The following is a 23,183-nucleotide window of genomic DNA, read 5'->3' as shown; positions in this document are numbered from 1 at the left end:
CCCTCCCAGATTGATATAAATCATCCTCTAAAAACAGTATCTCATAAGTGGGAGGAAAAAATGCCTAAATTTTAGACTAACCCTAAAAATTTTACTATTTGTGTAATTATTAACGGAACGAGTATCGCGATCACGGTTGGAATTAAAAAGGCAAGAAAGGTCCACTTCTTACTTTTGGTTTCTTTATAAATATTGAGCAAAGTAGTCCCACAAGGGTAGTGGAGTAATGAGAATAGCATCATATTTAATGCTGTCAGCCATGTCCAGCCATGTTCAAGAAAAATTTGCTTTAAATCCACTAGGCTATCCACTTCGGTTAAGGAACCCGTTGATAAATAACCCATTAATAGGATTGGCAAGACAATTTCATTTGCCGGTAAGCCTAATATAAAGGCCATCATAATATAACCATCTAGACCAAGCAATTTTCCGAATGGATCCAAAAATTCAACAACGTGCATTAATATACTTGTGTCACCGATGTATATATTTGCAAAGACCCAGGTTAAGATTGCTGCTGGTGCTGCAACTTTTACTGCTCGCATTAATACAGACCAGGATTTTGTCAATGACGAACGAATCACGGTATCAAATATTTTCGGCTTACGGTAAGGCGGAAGCTCTAATGTATAGTGAGTAGGTATACCTTTTAAGGCTGTTTTCGAAAGGACCCACGAAACGAAGAACGTTACAATAATTCCAAAGATAACAATTCCAACAATCACTCCTGTTGTCACTAAAGATTTCATTCCTCCGGTAAAACCGGCGGCCATGAATAACGAAGCTAATACGATCAGCGTTCCCCAACGCCCATTACATGGAACAAAATTATTTGTCAAAATCGCCAGCATTCTTTCACGTGGAGATTCAATGATCCTTGTCGAAATTACTGCTGCGGCATTACAGCCAAAGCCCATCGCCATCGTTAACGATTGCTTTCCATGTGCACCAACTCTCTTAAATAGTCGGTCCATATTAAAAGCAACCCGAGGAAGGTAACCATAATTCTCTAAGAGTGCAAATGCAGGAAAAAAGATAGCCATTGGTGGTAGCATAACGCTTATAACCCAAGTTGTACCTCGATAAAGACCCAGAACAAGAATTCCATGTAACCAATCTGGTGCATGTAGAAATTCAAAAAATATCGTAAAATATTTCTCCATCGAGCCGAAAAACTCTGCTAACATCGACGAAGGAATATTAGCCCCTGCGATAGTTATATAAAATAACACCCCTAACATGGTGATCATAATGGGAAAGCCAAAAATCGGAGAAGTGAAAATGGCATCCAGCTTCTCTGTTCTTGTATCTCTCGTTGATTTTGAATAGGATATTCCTTCAGTACAAAGGCGCTGACTTCGTTCATAAAGCTGTTGAACAATGTCATCTCTCAATTTTGGTGTAGATAGACTTTGGGCCTCAATGTACAGATTTTGAATGCTCATTTACGGTTTCCCCCTCCGCTAATCTTTGATTTATTTCTTCCAATAATTTTTCATCCCCATCTAACAATCTTAATGAAACCCAGCGGGCAGACAGCTGACTTCCCACTACCTCCCTTACCCTTGGTTCCAATTTCATTATTTGATCCTCGATGTCATCCGGGTATGTGGTTTGAATAGGATTACATTCAATCTTACCTGTAAGAATCCGATCGATTGTATCAAGCAGCATCGGAAAGCCTTTTTTATTTCGAGCTGATATCTTAATCACTGGCACCCCTAAACGATTGGTTAATAATCTTTCATTTATGTGAATCCCTTGTTTTTCTGCTACATCGATTAAGTTAACGCAAATAAGGACGTTTTTCGTCATCTCTAACACTTGCAGTGCCAAATTAAAATTCCGTTCTAATGAAGTTGCATCCAAAACCACAAGTGTAACATCAGGTTTTTCAAACACAATATAATTTCTTGCAATCTCTTCATCTGTTGAATTCGAAAAAAGTGAATAAGTACCCGGCAGGTCAATAAGTTTAAAATTCTTTCCTTTATAGGGGACACTTCCTTGTGCTAGCGATATCGTCTTCCCGGCCCAGTTTCCCGTATGCTGACGTAACCCTGTTAACGCATTAAACAATGTACTTTTCCCAGTATTTGGGTTCCCCGCTAAAGCAATTCGATATTCATTTACCATCGGAAATCAACTCCCCCTCAATCTGTGAACTTTCTTCTTTACGAAGTGCAATTGTAGTCTGACTCACTCGAAAAGCGATTGGATCACCAAGAGGACTTTTGCGAATCACTTCAACTGTTGCACCGACAACAAATCCTAAATCTAATAATCTTCTTCTCATCACACCTTCCAGATTTAAAGAAGTGATTCGAATTAGATTCCCCTTCTCCCCATGCACGAGTTTCATTATTTTTGATATACTCATATATCTTTCCCCTTTGTTAAAGTTTTTCCTTTGTGCAACTTTTTCTTAATTATATGATATTTATGTCAAAAAGCGAACATCTTTCCAAAAAAAATTAGCTCCCTATTTAAGGAACTAATTTTAATCCTATTCTTTATGTAAGTGCTTCACGTAAGACAATTCCTAGCGTGATTCCAAGAAACATAGACGTAAGTGTTCCAAGTAAAAAGTACTCTGCCCAATCTCTATCATCCATTTGTTTGAAGCGGGCGATTGATTTTGCTGCCACAATAAAGCCAATGGCTGGATATGCACTATAAAATGTTAACAATAAAACTAATAATCTCTCAATATAGCCAATTATTTTTCCCCTTGAAAGATCTTGTTTACTAAAAGTCGAGTAGTTATATTCTTCTGTTAAACTATTTTTATAAACCTGGTCCGCCTGACGCTCATTTTTAAATGTATATTTCCCCTCAAACGTCAATAAGTGATTCGGTAATGAACCTACGAGGATTTTGACTATATGACCGCTAACATTCGTCGCTAAAATCACAATGATGAGAATGAACAATAGGGAATTTGCGGACGCTAATTTCTGGTCAGTTTCGATGATTTGAATAATCTCCATTAAGTCCTGATGAAAAAATATATAACAGGAAAGAATGATCATACATAAATGGAGTAACTGATCGATTAGAAAGAATCCCAGCCGTTTTAGGTTTTCTTCATTCTTTATTTTTAGCTTATCAAGAAGCTGAATTTTTAGGATATCAATAAAAAAATGCGAAGCACTAATTAGTGCCAACGGAAAAATAAGATCTGTCAAGAGATTCATTTTCTCCCATTGATTGATCAGGGCAACCAATAAGACGATTCCAGTTATCATGGTATGATGAAGGATATGCTTTTTAATATTCTTGAGTTTGTTTAAAACCATTTCGTCAGTTTGTAAATAGAAGTCGGCAATCAAATGGGCGAAAATTAGGCTTAATGGTAACATGCATACTCCTCTCTATTGGACAAAATTTAGATTGTCTTTCAAAAAATTTCGAATTTCAACCATAAGTTGATCACTATTTTCTTTCGGCTTAGCCGTAGTATGTAAATAAGACTTCTCCTCAAGGGATTGAAGGACAGCCATAATCTCATAAAAAACGGAAAGGACCTCTTCGCATTTTCCTTTTTTATAATGACTGGAAATCGTCGGTGGTGTTTTTCCGAGTAGCTTTCCAACTGCTTTTTGCTGCTGTAAAATAAAATAATAAGAACAAACCCTTTCCTGGATTTCTGTCTGCTCTTTCATCAAAGTATGCTGCACCTGTAATAAGGTATTAAATAACCCTTCGAATTCTTTCCGAAACGGATGATAAAGAAACGCACTCCTTGAATCACCTGGATTAAACTGGTCCAACTCAAACTTAAATGGCGTTCTTACTTGTTCTTGTTTCGTTAAATCATTGGCATACCTTGCCTGTTTAATCAATGGGTGGATCCACTTTTCAATATCCACCTCTTCTAATTTTGTTTGAATGTCACCAAAGGAAAGTCCAAAATACGGCTTATGGCCGGAATACTTCCAAATCTTGCTGATGAAAAATGCGATGATGTAAGCAGTCGAATAACCGTACCCTGCAAAAATAATTTCATCCCCTGAACGATGCTTAACCTTTATATGGCCGGTATTTCTCGTCCATTGTCTAACCAAGTGCACGATATCATCTAAATAATTGGTCAGGGTTTCCCCCATCTCTTCCGAGGAAGAATTACTAACATCTAAAATAAAGATTGAGATTGGATAGGTCATATTTTTCTTCTTACCCCCTTGTAATTAGGCTATTTAATCTAATATTATTTAAATTAGATTAAATAGTCAAACTTACGGATAATTCGATTCTAAATTAAATGACCGTATACCTCCTCCATTCCTTCGGCAGCAGCATTTTGTAAGACGGCTGCAAAAAACGGTCGTCAACAAGCACAATCGTCCCACGGTCCTCTTCAGAACGTATTAACCGTCCGCCTGCCTGTAATACTTTGTTCATACCTGGGTAAACATAGGCATAGTCATAACCGTTCTTCTCCTGTCGATAAAAATGATCCTTTATCAGATTTCGTTCAAAGCAAAGCTGTGGTAACCCAACACCGACAACAATGACTCCATTTAGCCGGTCACCAATTAAATCTACACCCTCAGAAAAAATCCCGCCAAGAACAGCAAATCCTATTAATGTTTCTTTATTATCAGGGGAAAATGTTCCTAAAAACACTTCTCTTTCCTCCTCTGTCATTCCTGCTGCCTGGAGTATCGTCTTCGTCTCTGGATCTAATTGAATATATTGTTCATATACAGCAAGCATATATTGATAGGAGGGGAGAAAAACCAAATAATTACCGGGGCGTTTCATTAACAATGAATGGATCATCGAGACGATTCCAGCTTTTGTTTTATCACGATCCCGATATCTTGTCGACAATGGTTTAATAAAGACATCCACCTGTTCCTCGTTAAATGGGGACGGAATGGAAAGCATATAATCCTCCGCTTGACCTCCAAGGATATCCTGGTAGTATGGAAGCGGTGAAAAGGTAGCAGAAAAAAACACCTTCGATCGATAGCCTTTCCCCATTTGCTGAAGAAGTTTTGAAGGGTCAATACAAAATAGCTTTAAAAATAAATCATTGCGATTTTTCTCACCGTAGATGACATAGTGTTCATCCAATAGCTCTGTTATTTTCAAAAAATGATTAACCATAAAGTATGCATCCAATAGCGTTTGCGAAGTCTCCTTTAGGAGAACTGTTTCAGCTTCCTTCATAAAAAGAAGTAATTGTTCGCTCAAGGTTTCATCTAACTTTTCTATAGTAAACTCCGTCTCTTCTGAATGATCTTTTTTCAAACCGATAAACCAGGAATTTATTCTGCTTGCACAAGTATAAATTGCTTGATTTGAATCTTTAAATTCTTTCTTTAATTGTAAAAACATTTCCTTATTCATAGCCGCTGAGAACATTTCTCTGCCACGGTCAACTAGGTTATGGGCCTCATCCACCAACAAGGCTGTCGACCTTTTCTGTTCTTCAAATAATCGTTTTAAAGAAACACGCGGCTCAAAAATATAATTATAATCACATATAATGGCATCTGTCACATAAGCAAGATCAATTGAAAATTCAAAGGGACAGATGGTATGCTTACGGGCATATCGCTCAATAACTTCACGGCTCATGTCCTGCTCATTCGCAAAGATATCTATTACCGCCTCATTTATCCGGTCATAATAACCATTAGCGAATTCACAATAATCCTTTTGGCATTTTGTTTCTTCCTTAAAACAAACCTTATCCTTAGCGGTAATCGTAACCGCCTTCATACAAAGACCACCAGACCGCATCCGCTCAAACGCTTCTTCTGCTGTCGTACGTGTAATGGTTTTAGCAGTTAAATAGAAAATACGATTGAGATGGCCTTCTCCCATGGCCTTTACGGCTGGAAACAGTGTTGAAATCGTTTTACCTATTCCAGTCGGTGCCTTGACAAAAAGATTTTTTTCTTCTGTAATGGTTTTATAAACGGCACCAGCCAATTTACGCTGCCCCTGCCGGTATGTCTCATATGGGAAACCAAGCTCTTTACAGCTATTATTTCGGCTAATTCGATGATTGTTACGTAACATTGCATAAGGAGCATATTCCTTTATTATAGAAAAAACAAAACTCTCAAGTTCAGTTATTGTAAGTTGCTTTCGATAATATTTTTTATCTTCTGTTTCCACATGAACATAGGTAAGCTGAATGATCATTTCCTCAAGCTGATGTTCCTTCGCATAGATGTAGGCATAAACCATTGCTTGTGCCCAGTGAACCGGAAGTCCCTCCTCATTCAAATACTCAAGTGGTTTCACCGAGGACTTTATTTCATCAATAATGATTTTCTCATTGCGAAATAGCAGTCCATCACATCGTCCATCGATGATAAAGTTCGTATTTTCGTATGGAATTTCCGTACGAAGATACACTTCCTTCTGATCCCCTTCTTCATATGTTTTTTGAACTTTTTGGTGGATTCTCGTGCCATCTGCTAAAGTTGACTGGGTACGGAAACGGGAATCGATACTTCCACTACTATAAACATATTCAACGAGTGTTCTTACCGAAATTTGCACTTCATGCGACACGTAATCACCTACTCCAAAAAGAGAATATATGTTTGTGTTTTTATTATACCATATAAAAATAGAGAACAGGGATAAACCTGTTCTCTAACTGCGAATTTGCCCTGTACCCCGGACAATTGCCTTTGTGGTGGTGATCGCCCTTAATCCCATTGGACCTCGAGCATGGAGCTTCTGCGTACTGATTCCGATTTCCGCCCCAAAACCAAATTGCTCCCCATCGGTAAAGCGGGTGGAGGCATTATGGTATAACACCGCTGCATCAACAGCTTGGAAAAACATACGGACATTTTCAGAAGTTTCACTGATAATGGCTTCTGAATGCTTTGTTCCATATTGATCAATTTGATGGATTGCTTCCTTTAAATCCGAGACCAGTTTTACGGAGAGAATCGGTGCCAAAAATTCGGTATGCCAATCTTCGTCTGTTGCTGGTTTTACAAAGGAATAAGAGGATGTTAATCGCTCGTCACCACGTAATTCCACACCATTTTCTTGCAGAATGCGGAGCAATTCCGAAATATACGGCCAGTTTTGATGAATCAGCAATGATTCGGCAGCATTACAAACAGAGGGACGGTGCATTTTTGCGTTTAGAACAATTTCAATGGCCATTTGTTTTTCTGCCGATTCATCCACCACAACATGACAGTTCCCAACTCCCGTTTCCAGAACCGGAACCGTTGCATTTTGAATCACCGATTGGATTAATCCAGCGCCTCCGCGGGGAATTAAAACATCAAGGTATTCATTGAGACGAAACATTTGTTGTGCTGTTTCTCTGCTTGTATCTTCCAAAAGCTGAACAGCATCTGCTGGAATCTTGCTGTTTGTAAGAGCCTGTCGCATCACATGAACGAGCGCTTTATTGGAATGTTGAGCGGTCGAGCTCCCTCTTAACAAGACAGCATTGCCAGCTTTTAAACAGAGACTCCCTGCATCAACAGTTACATTCGGACGTGCCTCATAAACCATCCCGATTACTCCAAGCGGTACACGGATTGACTCAATCTGTAACCCATTCGGCCGCTCCCAAGCTTCGATAGTTTCTCCAATTGGATCTTCAAGCTCCATTAATTGACGAACCCCATCGACCATTTGTTCAATTCTACCTTCCGTTAACAGCAACCGATCCAATAGGGATTGCGATAGTCCCTTTTGTTTTCCCGCTTCGATATCCTTCTCATTTTCTCTCAATATCCAGCCCCTCTCATTTACGAGATGGTCAGCAATTTTCGATAGCGCTTCGTTTTTTTCCTCCGTTGTCAATAAAGCCAATGTTTTGGCCGCTGTTTTGAGTTTTTTTGCTTTTTCGATTAGTTCTGTCATCATTCGTTCACTCCTCAGACAGGATGACCCAGTTATTGCGATGGATCACTTCTGCTCGTTTATTGATTGAGAAATTTTTCGACTGCTCACTTGGGAGCCCCTTAACCATTTGTAGATTTTTCGAAGAATAATAGATTTGCCCTTTTCCAATCAATTCTCCCTGTTGATTATGAACCTCCACTACATCCATTGCATTGAATTCACCAATAACTTTCGTGACTCCAACTGGAAGTAAGCTTTTTCCATTTGTTACAATTGCTAGTTCAGCTCCACCATCAATTTCAACAACTCCCGCTGACTGAGAATGAAATGCAATCCATTGCTTCTTCATTTGCATTTGGGTTTGAAATGGTCCTCCGATATAGGTCCCATCTCCTTTGCCTTCTAATATATGATGAAGTTTTTCTCTTCCTTTACCTGTTCCAACAAACACACTGACACCGAAGGATAAAGCTTTTTTGGCGGCCAACAGCTTCGATCTCATCCCTCCCGTTCCGACGGATGAACCACTATCACCGGCCAATTCAAGAAGATCATCATAAATTCGCGGAATAAAATGATACTTTTTGGCCTCTTTTAAAACTTTTGGGTTTCCGTCATATAAACCATTAATATCAGTTAAGATAATCAAAGCATTGGCATGTAAAAATCCACTTACAAGGGCGGACAGCATGTCATTGTCACCAAATGTTAATTCTTCGATCGAGACGGAATCATTTTCGTTAATGATAGGCAGCATACCTCTTTGAAGCAGCTCGGTGATCGTATTATAGAGATTATGGAAACGCTCCAAACTATAAAAGTCCTGCCTTGTTAACAATATTTGGGCAGGTACAATCCCAAACGGATTAAAATGAGAAATATAATGTTGCATTAATAATGCCTGCCCGACTGCAGCGGCTGCTTGCTTCCCTGCCACACTTTTAGGTCGAGTGGGATAACCAAGCGCTCCAAATCCAGCGGCTACCGCACCAGATGATATTAGTATCACCTCATGCCCCTGCTTCTTTAAAAAGGCAATGGCTTCAATATGGTCTCGAATTTTCTCTTCCGAAATTGTCCCTGAAGCCGTTGTTAGTGAACTGCTTCCGATTTTCACCACTACCAGCTGTTTTTTCATTTCGTTCGAACCCTTTCTAATAAAAAATAAAAAAACGATTCCTCAGCCCTTAAAAAAGGACGGAAGAATCGTTTCCGCGGTACCACCTTTATTGGTGCCAAAGCACCCACTCGAACCCGTAACGAGAGTAAACGGCTTATGTTTTCATAAGCAGCAATTTAGGGCAGGTTCAATTCTTTTCCAGTGAGAAACCTTCCAGCCTGCGGGTTTCACTCTCTATCACCTTCCGAAAATTTACTAATCCCATACTATTTTCCAGTTTCTAATTTTATTTATTATCTATAGAAATGACGCGGTTGTCAAGGGAGTTTTTAGAAAATTAAAACATCATTAACCTTAAACGAACCAAACAAGCTGCCCATTACGGACAGCTTGTCTTGTAAAAACTCGTAATATCGATGGAATCTGCAGGTAATGGACGATTGAAGTAGTATCCTTGTCCTTCATTGCAGCCCTCACCCTTAAGGAAATTGTATTGGACTTCATTTTCAATACCTTCAGCGACAACGGTCATATTTAAACTATGGGCCAGCGAAATAATAGCTGATGTAATTCGTTCTCCATTAAAATCGCGGTTAATGTCTTCGATAAAACTGCGGTCAATCTTCACCTTATCCAATGGGAATTGACGAAGGTAGCTTAATGAGGTATACCCAGTTCCAAAATCATCAATGGAAATCGCTATCCCAGCTTCCTTTAGTTTAATTAGACACTCTTTTATCAAATCAACATCATCAACCAAAAAGCTTTCGGTTATTTCGAGCTCCAGATATTTGGCATCTAAATTCGTCTCTTCAAGGATTCTTAACACAGAATCTATAAAGCCGTATTGTTGTAACTGTTTAGTAGAAATATTCACAGCTATTTTGAAAGGAGAATGCCCACCATTCTGCCATTTTTTCATTTGTTTACTTGCCGTTTCCAATACCCAATTACCTATTTCGATAATTTGACCGCTTTCCTCAGCGATCGGTATAAAATCTCCAGGCGGTACTAGACCAAGCTGTGGATGCCTCCAGCGGATTAAACTTTCCATCACCGCAAGCTTCCCCGTTTTCAATTCCTTAATGGGTTGATAGAACAATTCAAATTCATTATTATGAATCGCACGTTTTAAATCGCGTTCAATCTTCAGTTTATAGGATGCTTTTAAATCTAGGTCTTCCGTATAAATGGTATAACTATTTTTTTTATATTTTTTCGTGTAATACATCGCTGTATCCGCATGCCGAATAACTTCATGCCCCATCTCGTTCCCTTCGCTAAAAGCAATACCTACACTAACAGATACTGAAACGGAATGTCCTGAAACATTAAAGGGTTCACAAATAATTTGATTGATCCTTTGCACGATTTTTATACATTCCTCATGGGAAGTATCCGGCAAAAGTATCGTAAATTCATCTCCTGCAAATCTGCTAATCGTATCTTTACTGCGGAGATTATGTGTTAAACGCTGTGAAACAAGCTTCAAAAAATCATCACCGATATGATGTCCTAATGAGTCATTAATCATTTTAAAACGATCTAAATCAAGAAAAAGGACAGCAAAAGGCTTTAGATATTGTTTACTTGAGTTGATCACTTCAGTAAGACGATTTTCAAATAACTTACGATTTGGCAAATTTGTTAGCGGATCATAAAAGGCCATTTGCTCCAGTTGTTGTTCGTAGAGAATTTTTTGAGTAATATCTACCCCAGTACCATAGCAACCAACAATTTCCCCATTAACTTTCATAGGGAAAACAGTTGCTTTTACAAAGATATTTTGACCATCATTCCTGATAACGGTCATTTCTAAACTATTAGAATTTCCCTTCAATGCCAACTCAAAATGATGGTAGGCTTTGTGTATATTTTCTGGTGGGACGATTGATTCAAAGTCCATTTCCAATAATTCATGATCAGCATAACCAAGAATTTCTTCGCATGCTGGATTAACACTAATAAATTTACCATTCCGATCAACAGCAAATATTGCATCTGGACTATTCTCAAACAAGGATCTAAAATGTTCGGTACCTTCCTCTAACCTTTGTTCGGCTATAACCTGCTTAGTAATGTCGACTACCGTACCAAAAGAAGTAATATCCTCTTGGGACTTTGTCAAAATAACATGCATTTCAGTATAAATTATTTGACTATTCTTACAAATTTTCCTAATCTGATAGTAACCATCTGTTTGATCACCTGATTTGAGTTGTAAAACATACTTTTTAATCTTATGACAATCATCAGGATGGATAATATCGTCAATATTAACCTTTTGACCTAGTAATTCTTCTTTGCTGTATCCAACGAGATCGGCATAATATTGGTTGACGTAGGAGTAATATCCATTATCCAAGATATAAATACCTACCGGAGCATTTTCAATAAATTTTTGAAAAGTGGTTTGATAAAATGACTTCTCATCAAAACCCTTATTTACAATTAATCTAGTTATAATTTCATGAAAAGAATTATTCTTCTGTTCATCTTGAAGAAATTTATTCATTGTAGACACCTATTTCATCAGATTCCATATTATTAGTTTTATTATATCGCAATATTCCTTCCATTTAAATCCTTTCTATCACATGTAAGAAAATGGTTATATCCGAGAGAAATTAGAAATATCAAATGAAGATAAGAGATATTTTTTCTTATTAAAAAGGAGAGTTAAAAATGGAGTATAGTGAAAGAAAAAGAATGTGGATTTATAGTTTTCTAGGTATGTTGACTACTATTGTTGTCTTATCGTTTGCAAGACTTTCCTATGGGGTAATTCTTCCTTTTATGAAAGATGGCCTGCAAATTACATACAAACAAGCAGGTTACCTTGGAACCATTACCTCCCTGGGTTATTTGTGTACTCTCATTTTTGCCGGAATCCTTGCTAGCAAATGGGGTGGCAAAAAGACAATATTACTTGGGATCTCACTTGTTTCACTTGGACTCATAGGATTGACCTTTACACCTGTTTACTGGGTCACGATCATTTTTATGCTGCTACTAGGGATCGGTACTTCATTTACATTTACCCCACTCATCACACTACTTGTTTCATGGTTTCCCACTAAAAAAGGGCTTGTCATTGGTCTGGCTACGAGTGGAACCGGAATTGGTATGCTTTTTTCAGGTGTGGTTGTTCCTTATTTAGGAACCGCAAACAATGATATTGGCTGGAGAATGGCTTGGGGGATATTTGCTTTAATTGGTATTCTTGTTTTCTTTTTAACGTTATTATTTATTAAAGATCCACCTGTAAACCTTCCTGCGAAGACCGAAAAGAAACAGTCATTACCGAGTGAGGTTTATAAAAATCGCAACGTGGTGAATGTAGGATTCATTTACGGTATTATTGGGATCACCTATCTTGTTCAAATGATTTTCATCATGAGCTATATGTTAGAATCTAGGATAAGCACAAAGCTTGCTGGACAATTAATCGCATTAAATGGAATCCTTTCGATTTTTAGCGGACCCATTTGGGGATTTATTTCTGATAGAATAGGACGCCGATTTTCATTAATATTCACCATGAGCCTAACGGTCATCTCTATGATTCTCCCTGTTTTCTTCCCAACATTAGTAGGCTTTACCATGCATATTCTTATTTTAAGCAGTACATTTACCGGTCTATTCACATTAGTTCAGGCCTCAAGTATGGATCATGTCAAACCTGCTGAAATGCCATTAGCCTTCAGTTATGTCACCTTTTATTTTGCGGTCGGTCAACTGATTGGTCCTACCATTGCCGGCTGGTTAATCGAGGAATGGGGCGGATTTAAAAGCGCTTTTCTATTTTCCTCCATCATCTTAGGAATAGGCTTATTATTAACCTTAAAGGTAAAAAACGCCGTTGCAATTCAACACGCAGTCCAATCAGAACTTAATACGCAAACGTGAAAAGAACAAAGCGATGTACGCTTTGTTCTTTAATTTTGATAAGAGAATTGTCCTATTAAATATTCACATACCTTATCAGAGTCGAGTCTTGCCGCAATATACGGAGGCTTAATTTCTTTAACTGCTTCTAATGGCTGCCCCAGCCACAAAATCCGCTGATCGATGATAATAAATGGAGCTGACATATCCTCTTCCACCCGTTCATCCACAGATAATTCAGGCCAATGCTTTTTGGAAATAATCGTTAATGTTACTTGTTTATCGCGTTTGTTTAATTGGTCTTTCCATTCCTCAGAAAGAACAGATTTCTCAGGTAAGGAAATGATGATCGAGGAACGTCCATTTTGAATATCTTGAAAAATTGGAGCTAATTTTCGGGCATGCATCCACTGTAGTCGGGGATGTTGATTTTTTATCCATGAACCAATTTCTTTCGTGCTTACGGTTTGATGGTTCCTATCCTGATGGTCAACAAGCTGTCTTAATGTTTTACTTCGATAAACATGTTTTCGGATAAAGACTTGATTGCTTACGTGGATGAACTTCCCCTTTGTTCTTGTAATGGCAACATTTATTAGCCTTTCACTTTCCTTTCCAGTTAGGAGCATTCCCACACGTTCCTGAGGAAAGCACTCAACTGTATCAAACACCATTATATCCCGCTCGCTCCCTTGAAAACGATGGACGGTAGCCGAGATGATATCGGCGGTTTGCAACTCTTTTTCATATAGATCTTGAAGTATGAGTTCCATTAGGCTTGCTTGGGAGCGGTATGGTGTCACATATCCAATTGACCTGGCACCACTGAGATAGGCTTCGTGAATATTTTGAAACGATAGCAATACCTGCCAAAGATTATACCGTGAATTGGTTGAACGGTCATTGAGACAAAATGCCCCGGTATAGCTCGTATCAATAAGAATGGAAGCCCGGTTAGAGAAAGGTTGCTGTTCAACAATTGGATTTCTACTCGTGAACACACTTTCATGATCACCAACAAGAGAATGATAAATAAACCGATTGGTAAAAGCCGAAATATCAGGATGCATTCTACGTTGTTCCTTTAATAAAAACAAATGAGGATGCTGATTCCCCTTTTCCACCCAGGAAACAATTCCGGCACAATGATAAATATCCTCTTTAAGCCATTTGTTAACCAAAGAATCCCGTGATGAGGCAATCGCTGGTAATTGTTTAAAATCTCCGCAAATGATTACTCTTTTTCCAAGTGTAGCTGCATAGGCAGCCTGAGGAACATAAGCCATACTTGCTTCGTCAAGAATAACCACATCAAAATCATGTCCGTAAATTGCCGGGTCACTGGCAGCCTTTGCAAGCGTAGTTCCGACTACAAATGCATCTTTAACAAATTGAATTTCCTTCTGCCGGATTTTCTCAATGACTCTGGCAATCTTAGACTCAAGTTCCAACAAATGCTGTGAATCTCTTTTACTAAAAGATTGGGCTAAATCTTGCTTAAGTTTTTGCCTTTCGTCGAGAAGATCATTTTTATCTGAAGCTAATAGCGGTTCCCGTTTTTCCATCAATTGTGCGGTAGTGATGGTTTCCTGCGCTGTTAATCCCGCACCTACTTGAAATCCATAGCGAAGAATATCTCCCTCTCGGAAGCGATTTTTCTTATTAATAAAAGAGGAAATTTCTGTTATCAATACATCTACTGCTTGATTACTATGGGATAAAATCAAAACACGTTTCCCTTGAAAATATTTATTTGCCGCTACCCGAGCTAGTGTGTAGGTTTTCCCTGTACCTGGAGGTCCCCAAACAAATGTTACAGGATTATATTTTGAGCGTAGAACAAGTTCATGGACATTGCTTTTCGCTTTTTCTTCAGGATGCTTTGGTTCCATTGTTGGATCCATCAATCTTTTTATTCTGGTCCGTTTTTGTTTGCTCTTTTTGATATCATCGAAACGCTCTATCAGTTGTTCTAATAATTCCCAAGGGTCGTGCAATAAATAAGCGGACTCGATTAAGTCGCCAAATGGCTTCTCGAGTTGTAAAATAATACCTTTCCCTTCAGCAGAAAGGACACGGCCATCTTGTTTCAATCCTCCCCATTCGATCTTTATCGATGAACCAACTGGTATCTTTAATGATGAAGCCGTGTCAAAGTAATAGGTGTATGTGCCATCATTTGACAGCAGTCTCCCGTTTTTAATCATATATTTTGTGCTGCCATATTTTTTTAAGTGAATAATTTCATTTTGGAGCGCCTGCTGCCATTCTTTAATAAAGGTCAATGTTGTTGTCATTCTATCGCTTCCTTTTGATCATAAAGGGTATGAATCCATACTATAACATAAAAAAGCATCCGGTCCGAGGGGAGCGCGAATGCTTTAGAGATTTTTATATTGTTTTAGATAGATACATCGCCAATCGAGAAGGTGCAGTTTAGTACATCGGATAATTTTGACAGTGTTGAAATATTTACATCTAATTCGCCTGCTTCAATCGCGGAAATTGTTCCAGTTTGAATTCCTGATAAAACGGCTAGTTTTTCAATTTCCATTTTACGATTCATTCTAATGTTCTTGAGCTGTAGTCCGATATTGTTCATTCCCAACACCCCTTAAGTATGTATGTAAGCGATTACATTTTAATACTATTATTATAGTTAATTGTAAAAATATTTGCAATACTCAAGGTAAAAAATGAGTTTTTCAGAGAATATGAAAAACTCATTTTTACCATTTTAATAACCTGTACCTTGGCCACCGGTTATGATGGCGATGCTTGAGCTTGCTCCAATTCTAGTTGCCCCTGCTTGGATAAGCTTTCTTGCTGTATCTAAATCTCTTACACAGGCCGATGCTTTTACACCCATTTCTGGACCAACGGCTTCACGCATTAATTTAATGTCTTCCGCAGTGGCACAGCCAGGCCCAAAACCTGTGGAAGTCTTAACAAAATCTGCACCTGCCATTTTTGCTAAAATACAAGCCTTTTTCTTTTCTTCTATTTCGAGAAGACCCGTTTCGATGATTACTTTAACTGGTGCTTGACCATTTGCTGCTAATACAACACCTTCGATATCTTTTTTTACGGTTTCAAAATCGCCTGACTTTAAAGCACCTACGTTGATAACCATATCGATTTCAGTTGCACCATTGGCAATGGCATCCCGAGTTTCAGCGATTTTAACAAATGTTGATGTTGCCCCTAATGGGAAGCCGACAACCGTTGTGACACCAACACCCGAACCTTTTAATTCTTTTGCTGCTGTAGAAACCCAATAGGGATTCACACAAACAGTTGCAAATTTGTGTTCTTTCGCTTCTTCACATAGCTTGACAATTTGTGCATGGCTTGCCTCAGGTTTCAATAGCGTGTGATCAATCATTCTCGCAACCGATGGACCAGTAATAATAGATGAATTAGCACCATCTTTATAGGTTACATTTCCAGAAACTGCTGGCTTTACTGTTTTAAGTTCTTCCTTATTGGTTAATTGTTGTAATATTTGATTAGTAATTTGTTCAACTAACGCTTCTATTTGCATCCCTTGTTCACCTCAAGTTTAATATAATCGGTCCACGATTCCGGCAATCACAGCGTCAAAGGAACCATTAGGATCCTCTAAAATCTCTCTTGCCGAGCCACCCTCTTCTAAAATCAGCACATAGTCGCCAACTCCTGCTTGAAAACGATCAAAGGCAATCAGCGCTTCACCACATTCCTTTCCGGATGCATCTACAGGAATGACGACCATAAGCTTTTTATTTTGATGACTTGGTGTTTTTATCGTTGAAACCACGTTGCCAATGACTTTTGCTAGTTTCATTCTTTTACTTGAGGCAGGATTTTTTCGATATCAGAGTGTGGTCTTGGGATAACATGAACGGATAAGAATTCACCAACACGCTGTGCAGCATCTGCACCAGCTTCTGTTGCAGCTTTAACAGCACCAACATCTCCGCGTACCATCACGCATACTAAACCGCCGCCAACATTTACTTTACCTACTAATGTTACATTTGCTGCTTTCGTCATTGCATCTGCTGCTTCAATTGCTCCTACTAAACCCTTTGTTTCGATCATCCCTAATGCATTGTTCATTTATTATTCCTCCAAATTTCTCACGTTATAGTAGTCTATGATTCCAAGAATCCCGGCATCTGACGGGACTAAATCTTTGTTAAGAGGTAAGGATGATTCCCTGCTTTTTGCTAAATAGACAAGGTCTCCTTCTCCAGACTGGCCAATGGTATCTATTGCCACAATAGGCTTACCTTTGTCCTGTAGCTTATCATCGACTGGTTGGACAATTAGAATCTTTAACCCTTTTAAATTGTCATTTTTATGTGTACAGACCATCTTTCCAATCACTTTGGCTACGAACATACATACAACCTACTTTCTACCTATAAAACGACTCTCGATTTCCATAATTTTCGTTACTCGGCGATCATGTCGACCACCTGCAAAATCCGTTTCTAACCAAGTTTTTACTAATTGTTTCGCTAGTCCTTCCCCGATAAATTGTCCGCCGATCGAAAGTACATTTGCGTTATTATGTTCACGACTGTTGATTACAGAAGATAAATCCCAACAAACTGCACCACGAATACCAGGGATTTTGTTCAAGACCATCCCACTGCCAACACCAACTCCATCTATCATAATCCCGACATAGTCCTCATTTGTTGCTACCGTTTCTCCGACGAGAAACGCGATATCAGGATAATCAACGGACTCTTTCTCTTGACAGCCAAAATCAAGAAATTCATAGCCTAACTCTGTTAAATATTTTTTTAAGTATTCTTTTAATTCGTATCCACCATGATCACTGCCAATTGCAACTTTTTTCATTGATTTTGTTCTCCTTTGGCAAATACAGCAATTATTTCATCAAAGACACGCGCATTTAAACTGGCACCACCAACAAGTACTCCGTCAATATCCGGCATCGCGCTATAGTCTGCCGCATTTTTTTCATTCACAGACCCACCATATAAGATCGATATTTCCTCGGCTGATGGACCAATTAATTGTTTTAATGTCGAACGAATAAAGGCATGTGTTTCCTGGGCAAGTTGATGTGTAGCAGAATGCCCGGTTCCTATTGCCCATATCGGTTCATAGGCGATAATAAAATTGGAAGAATCAATTTCCTTCAATGCTCCGAAAAGCTGTTCTCTTAGAATCTTCTCAGTTTGAAGCTGTTTTTTCTGTTCTAATGTTTCTCCAATACAAATGATAGGTGTAAGTCCCGACTTCAAGGATTGCTTTACTTTATGGTTAACGAGTGCATCATCTTCATGAGCAAACTGTCTTCTTTCAGAGTGACCAATGATGATATACTGACACCCCACATCCATAAGCATTTCTGACGAGGTTTCCCCGGTGTAAGCTCCTTTTTCTGCCCAATGGGCATTTTGTCCTCCGATGGTAATCGGTTTTCTATGTTTCTCGATTAAAAGATGTGCCGGATATAATAATGGAGTCGGTGGGCAAATAACTACGCTTACATCACTACTACTGTTTATTGCTTGAAAAAACTCATCCGTTTCGGACAGATTTTTATTCATTTTCCAATTGGCAATGACATAGGTGCGTCGAGTATGTTGATAGTGCAAACCACCTATTGCCGCTCTGACCAAATTTTTTATATAGTTTTCAATGGATTGTTCCATTTGGCTTCTCCTTATTCAGCTTTCGGAATAAGTGCGTCAACCTCACCATTTGGACGTGGAATGACATGTACGGAAAGAAGTGTACCTACACGTTGAGCCGCTTCAGCACCCGCCTCCGTTGCTGCTTTAACAGCACCAACATCTCCGCGAACCATAACGGTAACAAGACCTGCACCAACTAGTTCTCTTCCAACTAAAGTCACATTCGCTGCTTTCACCATGGCATCTGCTGCCTCAATTGCACCTACTAATCCTTTTGTTTCAATCATTCCTAAAGCTTCTTGACTCATGTTATTTCCTCCTTTAGTGTTCGTTGATTTTAATTGTTTTGTTTTTTTCGATTGTGCGCTTTTTTGATTTAATTCCTTTGACTCAGCCAATTTGTATCACCCACTAAATAATTCTTAATCCATCCACTAAGACACAGCGTCTTTGCCGGGTAAAGGTTTTGGCGCTTGTTAATCCTTCACCCGTAGGTCCAGCGATGGTTAGGGTCGTAAACCCTTCGCTCTCGTAACCCAAGCCTGCGACAGATGGTCCATTTTTCACAAAAATCGTCGCTTGAATTTCCTGCGCCATTTTTGTTAAGTTCGTAATATTTTGCGAATGCATAATCGCGGTATGACGATTCCCTTTTTCCGCAATAACGGCAAGCTCAATCGCTTTATCTACATTTGGAACACGAACGATTGGTAAAATTGGCATTAACATTTCTGTCATGACCAAAGGGTGATCCTTCGATGTTTCAATGATGATTAATTTCGTATCTGGGCTGGCATGAATTCCAGCTGCCTTAAGAATCACCGTAGCATCCTTTCCAATGAAATCTCGATTTGGATAGAATTTATCGTTTTTCTTCGTAAGTACTTTGTCTAGCAGCTTTTCTAATTGATATCCCTTCACCTCGACAGCACCATTCTTGATCATCTCGGCTTTAAGGGTGTTTGCTACTTTCTCAACGACGAAAACTTCTTTTTCAGCGGTACATAAAATGTTGTTGTCAAAGCTCGCACCTTTAACGATATCGGAAGCAGCCTTTGCAATGATGGCCGTTTCATCAACCACGACTGGAGGATTTCCCGGCCCAGCAGCAATCACCTTTTTGCCAACTGTCATAGCAGCTTTGACAACCGGTCCACCGCCTGTAACAACAAGTGCTTTTACACTTGGGTGGTGCATCACTTGTGCAGAGGTTTCCAAATTCGGATTCGCTACCGTTGTAAGGACATTCTCAGGCCCTCCAGCAGCGACAATCGCTTCATTTAATAACTGTAGCGTTCTAATTGAAACTCGTTTCGCACTAGGATGCGGATTATAGACCACTGTATTACCAGCTGCGATTAAAGAAATCGAATTATTGATGACAGTTGCCGCTGGGTTGGTTGATGGTGTGATGGAACCAAATACCCCAATTGGTGCATATTCAACCAGAGTCAACCCGTCATCCCCTGTGTAAGTGGTGCTAACTAAATCTTCCACTCCAGGTGTTTTATCTATCGCTAAGAGTATTTTTGCTATTTTATCCTCAACTCTGCCTAGCTTTGTTTCTTCCACGGCAAGCTCGGCTAATTCATGTACATGTTCACGGCTGATTTGGCGCATATTTTCAATCATATGTCTTCGCGTTGACAAAGGCAGCTTGCGTAATTTTTGCCATGATTGATTCGCAGCTTCTGCTGCATCATCAACGGTTGAAAACACGCCATTCATAAGTGAAATATCCGTTGATGGGCCTTCAGCTTTTTCGGCCACTGCCGAATGCCCTAATTGCTGAAGAACCTGCTCAACCATTTTTTTAATATCTGTATCCGTTATTTGCAAATTCAGTTACCTCCTTTATTGAAAGTTAACGACCCTTGTATTTCAATTTGATCGACAATCCCTACGATTGCAGCATCAACGGGTACCCCATTTGTTATTTCTGTTTGTCTTGCTGAACTACCACTGACAAGCAGGACCACCTCGCCAACGCCAGATCCAACTGTATCGATAGCAACCAATGGTTTACCATCTACCTCAATGGTCTTCATATCGAGTGGCTGTACGATAAGGAGTTTTTTCCCTTTTAATTTTTCCGCTTTTGTAGTGGACACAATGCTGCCAACTACTTTACAAATGATCATGGCTGCCCTCCTTTCAAGGATGCAACTTGCTTAATTTGAACTTTCAATTCTCTCGCTAAATCCTTTGCTGCCGGTGTGATGTGACTGTTTTTTTGAACATAAATTTCGTTTAAGCCCTCTCGAAAAGCCTTATCAATATGTTTTTCTAGAATAAGAGCTTTCTTTTCTTCGTTTCTAATAATTTGCTGTTCCACAGTTTGTACTAACTTTTGTAAAGGAACCCAACTGACTTTATCCATGCGAATTTGTCGTATGTAGGACTGTACTCTCTCCTGTACGGTATGTGGAGCATGAATTTGTTGATAAACCGTTGGTTCAACATGATTGTTTGCAATCACAATTGGCTTTCCGTGTAATTGATATTGAATAGCCAACCATACCCCCACCTCATCATCGATCGTTAACGCTAACTTTGCTAACAACTGATAAGTTGCTGCAGGGACTACGAGGATGGATGTCTTTTCAATTGTGGATAATACTTCTTTTAGACCGATTTCATCTAATAGGAGATAAGACTTCCCATCAATTTGTTCTTGTAATGGTAGCCATTCCTTTGTTAAAAGAAATGTCACATCGAATGCATCAGAAAGGGATGAAATCGCTTCCAAAACATCTAATGGTTTAGGAGATTGATATCCTAATAGAATGGCTATCGACTGCTTCTTATTTTTCTGTAATTGTTCCTGCAGATATGCTTCAACGACCTGCTGTACAATTGATTTTACTTTTTCTTTCATTTCCAGCATCAGCCCCTGCCTGTTTGTTTACTTTCCGAAATGAAGGATCTCTCCAAGCTGGCCGTTCGTAATATTTGCCGCGTTTGCTTCATCAATATCGATATGCATTTCCAGCTTATAGTTTGGTGCAACACGGATTAGGACATTTGAAAAAATGATTCCGCGCTCTCCATCAACTTTTACTTGAACGATATCTCCATCCGTTAAACCAAATGCCTCACCGTCACTGGTATGCATATGAATGTGGCGAGCAGCACAGATTAACCCTTCTTCAATGCTGATCTGTCCTCGTGGTCCTTGAATGGTAATCCGTGCTGAACCTTTAATATCACCGGAGTTGCGTAAAGGCGGCTTAATCCCTAAGGTAAATCCATCAAACAACGACACCTCAGCCTGCGTACTCCCTCTTGCCGGGCCGAGGATACGGACATTCGAAATTTTTCCTTTTGGCCCTATAAGTGTAACCGTTTCTTTGGCAGCAAACTGATTGGGCTGTGACAGGTCCTTCAATTTATTTAACTGGTATCCACGGCCGAAAAGTCTCTCTAAATGCGCCTGAGATAAGTGAATATGACGATTCGAGGCTGCAATCGGAACCTTTTTTTCTTTTAACAGTGTCGTTCTTACTATCTCTTTTACAATCTCTCTCAGACTCTCTTTCTCCATTAACTGGTATTCACCTCCAATTCAAGCAATGCCTTCGCTGTATATTGGTCGGTTATCAATACATTGGCATGGCGGCCATTAAGGGCTCCGACAATTCCATCTATTTTGCTGTTACCACCTGCAATGAGAATCCCAAATTCCTTTTTAGATAGATCTGAAAGTTCTATTCCAATAGTGCGGTCATTGAGGATTTCGTGGCTGATTTTCCCTGAAATATCGATAAACCGGGAACAGATATCGCCAACCGTTTTGTTCGCTCTTAACGTTTCAATGTCACTGTCTAAAAAATATCCTGCATGCATTAATGTTGATTGTTCGCCGGGTTCACCTACTGTAAAAATTGCAATATTCGCTTGTTTGCCTAACTCTAATACTTTTTTTACTAGACGGTCTGCAATGATGGCCTGCTTGACAACTATATGGTCAACAACTGCAGGAACTGGAAGAAAATGTGGAGTTGTATGAAAGGCATTTGCAAGGCCATTGATAATTTCTGAAGAATATGTATTTGACTCTGAGTAACTTACCCCGCCATTTAGTTGAACAACCGTAACATCCTTTACATTCTTAGGGTGTATTTTTTTCACAAGATGGTATAAAGTCGTTCCCCAAGTTATCCCAATTGTATCCCCATTATTGACAATACTATATAAGTAGTCAGCTGCAGCCTCACCCAATTTTTCCTTAATGAGTTCATCTTCGTAGTCGGCAACAGGAGCCACGATACAATGTTTTAACTGAAATTTCTCCTTTAGATGCAAGGCGATTTGCTCGACATCCTCCGCTGGATTTACGATTTTAATATGGACAACTCCCGCCTCAACCGCCTGTACCAGCAGCCTTGAGACGGTGGGGCGGGAAATACCTAGCTTTTTCGCGATTTCTTGTTGACTGTAGTCTAACTGATAGTACATTTTAGCTACTTCAACTAAACGTGAAATTCTTTCCTCCGCCATAATCAAATCACCTAATTTTTTAAAATATGAAACAAAACAAATAGAAAACGGTTACAAAAATACGTTCATTTTTATTTTACAAATTTTCACAAATATTAATTAATGAAAAAATGTAAAACTAGTCTGAACATTTGATAATTTTATTATAACCTTTCCTTTTTTTGTGTCAA

Annotated in this window: 24 protein-coding genes and 1 other annotated feature; of the genes, 1 reads left to right on the top strand and 23 read right to left on the bottom strand. The window is 39.1% G+C overall.

The window, feature by feature from the left end; all coding sequences use genetic code 11:
* Positions 1-71 precede the first annotated feature (71 nt).
* From ACWM35_RS08790 to ACWM35_RS08750, 9 genes are all read right to left on the bottom strand, one after another.
* Positions 72-1,445: a nucleoside recognition domain-containing protein gene (locus tag ACWM35_RS08790; RefSeq protein ID WP_454817417.1), complete on the bottom strand. Its 1,374-nt coding sequence runs from the start codon at positions 1,443-1,445 to the stop codon at positions 72-74.
* Positions 1,420-2,136 carry a FeoB small GTPase domain-containing protein gene (locus ACWM35_RS08785; RefSeq protein WP_454817415.1) on the bottom strand — a complete coding sequence of 239 codons (717 nt, stop codon included), beginning with the start codon at positions 2,134-2,136 and terminating at the stop codon, positions 1,420-1,422. Before ACWM35_RS08785 ends, ACWM35_RS08790 begins: the two co-directional genes overlap by 26 nt.
* Positions 2,126-2,362, bottom strand: coding sequence for a FeoA family protein (locus tag ACWM35_RS08780; protein ID WP_454818146.1), 237 nt, complete (start codon positions 2,360-2,362; stop codon positions 2,126-2,128). The genes ACWM35_RS08785 and ACWM35_RS08780 overlap by 11 nt, the downstream gene beginning before the upstream one ends.
* 151 nt (positions 2,363-2,513) lie before the next feature.
* On the bottom strand, positions 2,514-3,362 hold the full coding sequence (locus tag ACWM35_RS08775) for a DUF3307 domain-containing protein (RefSeq protein ID WP_454817413.1): 849 nt from the start codon (positions 3,360-3,362) through the stop codon (positions 2,514-2,516).
* A gap of 12 nt (positions 3,363-3,374) precedes the next feature.
* Positions 3,375-4,166 (bottom strand): hypothetical protein, encoded by a 792-nt coding sequence (locus tag ACWM35_RS08770; RefSeq protein WP_454817411.1) that lies wholly within the window; start codon positions 4,164-4,166, stop codon positions 3,375-3,377.
* A 94-nt stretch (positions 4,167-4,260) separates the two neighbouring features.
* Positions 4,261-6,537 carry an ATP-dependent DNA helicase gene (locus ACWM35_RS08765; RefSeq protein ID WP_454817409.1) on the bottom strand — a complete coding sequence of 759 codons (2,277 nt, stop codon included), beginning with the start codon at positions 6,535-6,537 and terminating at the stop codon, positions 4,261-4,263.
* 84 nt (positions 6,538-6,621) lie between these two features.
* Positions 6,622-7,863: a glutamate-5-semialdehyde dehydrogenase gene (locus ACWM35_RS08760; RefSeq protein ID WP_454817407.1), complete on the bottom strand. Its 1,242-nt coding sequence runs from the start codon at positions 7,861-7,863 to the stop codon at positions 6,622-6,624.
* Positions 7,864-7,870: 7 nt separating this feature from the next.
* On the bottom strand, positions 7,871-8,983 hold the full coding sequence (proB, locus tag ACWM35_RS08755) for a glutamate 5-kinase (RefSeq protein ID WP_454817405.1): 1,113 nt from the start codon (positions 8,981-8,983) through the stop codon (positions 7,871-7,873).
* A gap of 52 nt (positions 8,984-9,035) precedes the next feature.
* Positions 9,036-9,243: a binding site (T-box leader), on the bottom strand.
* Between the two features lie 101 nt (positions 9,244-9,344).
* Positions 9,345-11,480: a sensor domain-containing protein gene (locus ACWM35_RS08750; protein WP_454817403.1), complete on the bottom strand. Its 2,136-nt coding sequence runs from the start codon at positions 11,478-11,480 to the stop codon at positions 9,345-9,347.
* Positions 11,481-11,650: 170 nt separating this feature from the next.
* Here ACWM35_RS08750 and ACWM35_RS08745 point away from each other — a divergent pair, with 170 nt between their 5' ends.
* The gene (locus ACWM35_RS08745; protein ID WP_454817401.1) at positions 11,651-12,874 is read left to right on the top strand and encodes an MFS transporter; all 1,224 of its coding nucleotides are present in this window, start codon (positions 11,651-11,653) and stop codon (positions 12,872-12,874) included.
* A gap of 29 nt (positions 12,875-12,903) precedes the next feature.
* Here the strand turns inward: ACWM35_RS08745 and ACWM35_RS08740 are convergent, their stop codons facing one another.
* From ACWM35_RS08740 to ACWM35_RS08675, 14 genes are all read right to left on the bottom strand, one after another.
* Positions 12,904-15,150, bottom strand: a complete 2,247-nt coding sequence (locus ACWM35_RS08740; RefSeq protein ID WP_454817399.1) for an AAA domain-containing protein — start codon at positions 15,148-15,150, stop codon at positions 12,904-12,906.
* Positions 15,151-15,254: 104 nt separating this feature from the next.
* On the bottom strand, positions 15,255-15,455 hold the full coding sequence (locus ACWM35_RS08735) for a helix-turn-helix domain-containing protein (protein ID WP_454817397.1): 201 nt from the start codon (positions 15,453-15,455) through the stop codon (positions 15,255-15,257).
* A 135-nt stretch (positions 15,456-15,590) separates the two neighbouring features.
* Positions 15,591-16,238 carry a deoxyribose-phosphate aldolase gene (gene deoC / locus ACWM35_RS08730; protein ID WP_454818144.1) on the bottom strand — a complete coding sequence of 216 codons (648 nt, stop codon included), beginning with the start codon at positions 16,236-16,238 and terminating at the stop codon, positions 15,591-15,593.
* A 177-nt stretch (positions 16,239-16,415) separates the two neighbouring features.
* Positions 16,416-16,679, bottom strand: coding sequence for a EutN/CcmL family microcompartment protein (locus ACWM35_RS08725; RefSeq protein WP_454817395.1), 264 nt, complete (start codon positions 16,677-16,679; stop codon positions 16,416-16,418).
* Positions 16,676-16,954 carry a BMC domain-containing protein gene (locus ACWM35_RS08720; RefSeq protein WP_454817393.1) on the bottom strand — a complete coding sequence of 93 codons (279 nt, stop codon included), beginning with the start codon at positions 16,952-16,954 and terminating at the stop codon, positions 16,676-16,678. The genes ACWM35_RS08725 and ACWM35_RS08720 overlap by 4 nt, the downstream gene beginning before the upstream one ends.
* Positions 16,955-16,957: 3 nt before the next feature.
* The gene (locus ACWM35_RS08715) at positions 16,958-17,239 is read right to left on the bottom strand and encodes a EutN/CcmL family microcompartment protein (protein ID WP_454817391.1); all 282 of its coding nucleotides are present in this window, start codon (positions 17,237-17,239) and stop codon (positions 16,958-16,960) included.
* Positions 17,240-17,248: 9 nt separating this feature from the next.
* Entirely contained in the window at positions 17,249-17,707 is a 459-nt protein-coding gene (rpiB, locus tag ACWM35_RS08710; RefSeq protein WP_454817389.1) for a ribose 5-phosphate isomerase B, read from the bottom strand.
* Positions 17,704-18,531 (bottom strand): triose-phosphate isomerase, encoded by an 828-nt coding sequence (tpiA, locus tag ACWM35_RS08705; RefSeq protein ID WP_454817387.1) that lies wholly within the window; start codon positions 18,529-18,531, stop codon positions 17,704-17,706. The genes rpiB and tpiA overlap by 4 nt, the downstream gene beginning before the upstream one ends.
* An 11-nt stretch (positions 18,532-18,542) precedes the next feature.
* A complete protein-coding gene (locus tag ACWM35_RS08700) occupies positions 18,543-18,821 on the bottom strand; it encodes a BMC domain-containing protein (protein ID WP_454817385.1) in 279 nt (92 codons plus the stop codon).
* A 103-nt stretch (positions 18,822-18,924) separates the two neighbouring features.
* The gene (locus ACWM35_RS08695) at positions 18,925-20,352 is read right to left on the bottom strand and encodes an aldehyde dehydrogenase family protein (RefSeq protein WP_454817383.1); all 1,428 of its coding nucleotides are present in this window, start codon (positions 20,350-20,352) and stop codon (positions 18,925-18,927) included.
* Between the two features lie 2 nt (positions 20,353-20,354).
* Positions 20,355-20,654, bottom strand: coding sequence for a EutN/CcmL family microcompartment protein (locus ACWM35_RS08690; protein ID WP_454817381.1), 300 nt, complete (start codon positions 20,652-20,654; stop codon positions 20,355-20,357).
* Positions 20,651-21,391, bottom strand: coding sequence for a hypothetical protein (locus ACWM35_RS08685; RefSeq protein WP_454817379.1), 741 nt, complete (start codon positions 21,389-21,391; stop codon positions 20,651-20,653). Before ACWM35_RS08685 ends, ACWM35_RS08690 begins: the two co-directional genes overlap by 4 nt.
* A gap of 27 nt (positions 21,392-21,418) precedes the next feature.
* The gene (pduL, locus tag ACWM35_RS08680; RefSeq protein ID WP_454817377.1) at positions 21,419-22,057 is read right to left on the bottom strand and encodes a phosphate propanoyltransferase; all 639 of its coding nucleotides are present in this window, start codon (positions 22,055-22,057) and stop codon (positions 21,419-21,421) included.
* Positions 22,057-23,013 (bottom strand): sugar-binding transcriptional regulator, encoded by a 957-nt coding sequence (locus tag ACWM35_RS08675; protein WP_454817375.1) that lies wholly within the window; start codon positions 23,011-23,013, stop codon positions 22,057-22,059. The genes pduL and ACWM35_RS08675 overlap by 1 nt, the downstream gene beginning before the upstream one ends.
* Positions 23,014-23,183 lie beyond the last annotated feature (170 nt).

The sequence above is a fragment of the Neobacillus sp. K501 genome, from assembly GCF_053749995.1.
Note: the sequence above shows the minus strand (reverse complement) of the source record. Positions and strands in the feature narration are given on the sequence as shown.

Coding starts and splice junctions, on each gene's coding strand:
- ACWM35_RS08770 (WP_454817411.1), bottom strand. CDS start 4,166: ATGACCTATCCAATCTCAATCTTTATTTTAGATGTTAGTAATTCTTCC.
- ACWM35_RS08700 (WP_454817385.1), bottom strand. CDS start 18,821: ATGAGTCAAGAAGCTTTAGGAATGATTGAAACAAAAGGATTAGTAGGT.
- ACWM35_RS08675 (WP_454817375.1), bottom strand. CDS start 23,013: ATGGCGGAGGAAAGAATTTCACGTTTAGTTGAAGTAGCTAAAATGTAC.
- pduL (WP_454817377.1), bottom strand. CDS start 22,057: ATGGAGAAAGAGAGTCTGAGAGAGATTGTAAAAGAGATAGTAAGAACG.
- ACWM35_RS08760 (WP_454817407.1), bottom strand. CDS start 7,863: ATGACAGAACTAATCGAAAAAGCAAAAAAACTCAAAACAGCGGCCAAA.
- ACWM35_RS08690 (WP_454817381.1), bottom strand. CDS start 20,654: ATGATCATTTGTAAAGTAGTTGGCAGCATTGTGTCCACTACAAAAGCG.
- deoC (WP_454818144.1), bottom strand. CDS start 16,238: ATGATTGATCACACGCTATTGAAACCTGAGGCAAGCCATGCACAAATT.
- ACWM35_RS08740 (WP_454817399.1), bottom strand. CDS start 15,150: ATGACAACAACATTGACCTTTATTAAAGAATGGCAGCAGGCGCTCCAA.
- ACWM35_RS08775 (WP_454817413.1), bottom strand. CDS start 3,362: ATGTTACCATTAAGCCTAATTTTCGCCCATTTGATTGCCGACTTCTAT.
- ACWM35_RS08745 (WP_454817401.1), top strand. CDS start 11,651: ATGGAGTATAGTGAAAGAAAAAGAATGTGGATTTATAGTTTTCTAGGT.
- ACWM35_RS08785 (WP_454817415.1), bottom strand. CDS start 2,136: ATGGTAAATGAATATCGAATTGCTTTAGCGGGGAACCCAAATACTGGG.
- proB (WP_454817405.1), bottom strand. CDS start 8,983: ATGAAAAAACAGCTGGTAGTGGTGAAAATCGGAAGCAGTTCACTAACA.
- ACWM35_RS08685 (WP_454817379.1), bottom strand. CDS start 21,391: ATGAAAGAAAAAGTAAAATCAATTGTACAGCAGGTCGTTGAAGCATAT.
- ACWM35_RS08715 (WP_454817391.1), bottom strand. CDS start 17,239: ATGTTCGTAGCCAAAGTGATTGGAAAGATGGTCTGTACACATAAAAAT.
- ACWM35_RS08735 (WP_454817397.1), bottom strand. CDS start 15,455: ATGAACAATATCGGACTACAGCTCAAGAACATTAGAATGAATCGTAAA.
- ACWM35_RS08780 (WP_454818146.1), bottom strand. CDS start 2,362: ATGAAACTCGTGCATGGGGAGAAGGGGAATCTAATTCGAATCACTTCT.
- ACWM35_RS08790 (WP_454817417.1), bottom strand. CDS start 1,445: ATGAGCATTCAAAATCTGTACATTGAGGCCCAAAGTCTATCTACACCA.
- ACWM35_RS08725 (WP_454817395.1), bottom strand. CDS start 16,679: ATGAAACTAGCAAAAGTCATTGGCAACGTGGTTTCAACGATAAAAACA.
- rpiB (WP_454817389.1), bottom strand. CDS start 17,707: ATGAAAAAAGTTGCAATTGGCAGTGATCATGGTGGATACGAATTAAAA.
- ACWM35_RS08720 (WP_454817393.1), bottom strand. CDS start 16,954: ATGAACAATGCATTAGGGATGATCGAAACAAAGGGTTTAGTAGGAGCA.
- tpiA (WP_454817387.1), bottom strand. CDS start 18,531: ATGGAACAATCCATTGAAAACTATATAAAAAATTTGGTCAGAGCGGCA.
- ACWM35_RS08750 (WP_454817403.1), bottom strand. CDS start 11,480: ATGAATAAATTTCTTCAAGATGAACAGAAGAATAATTCTTTTCATGAA.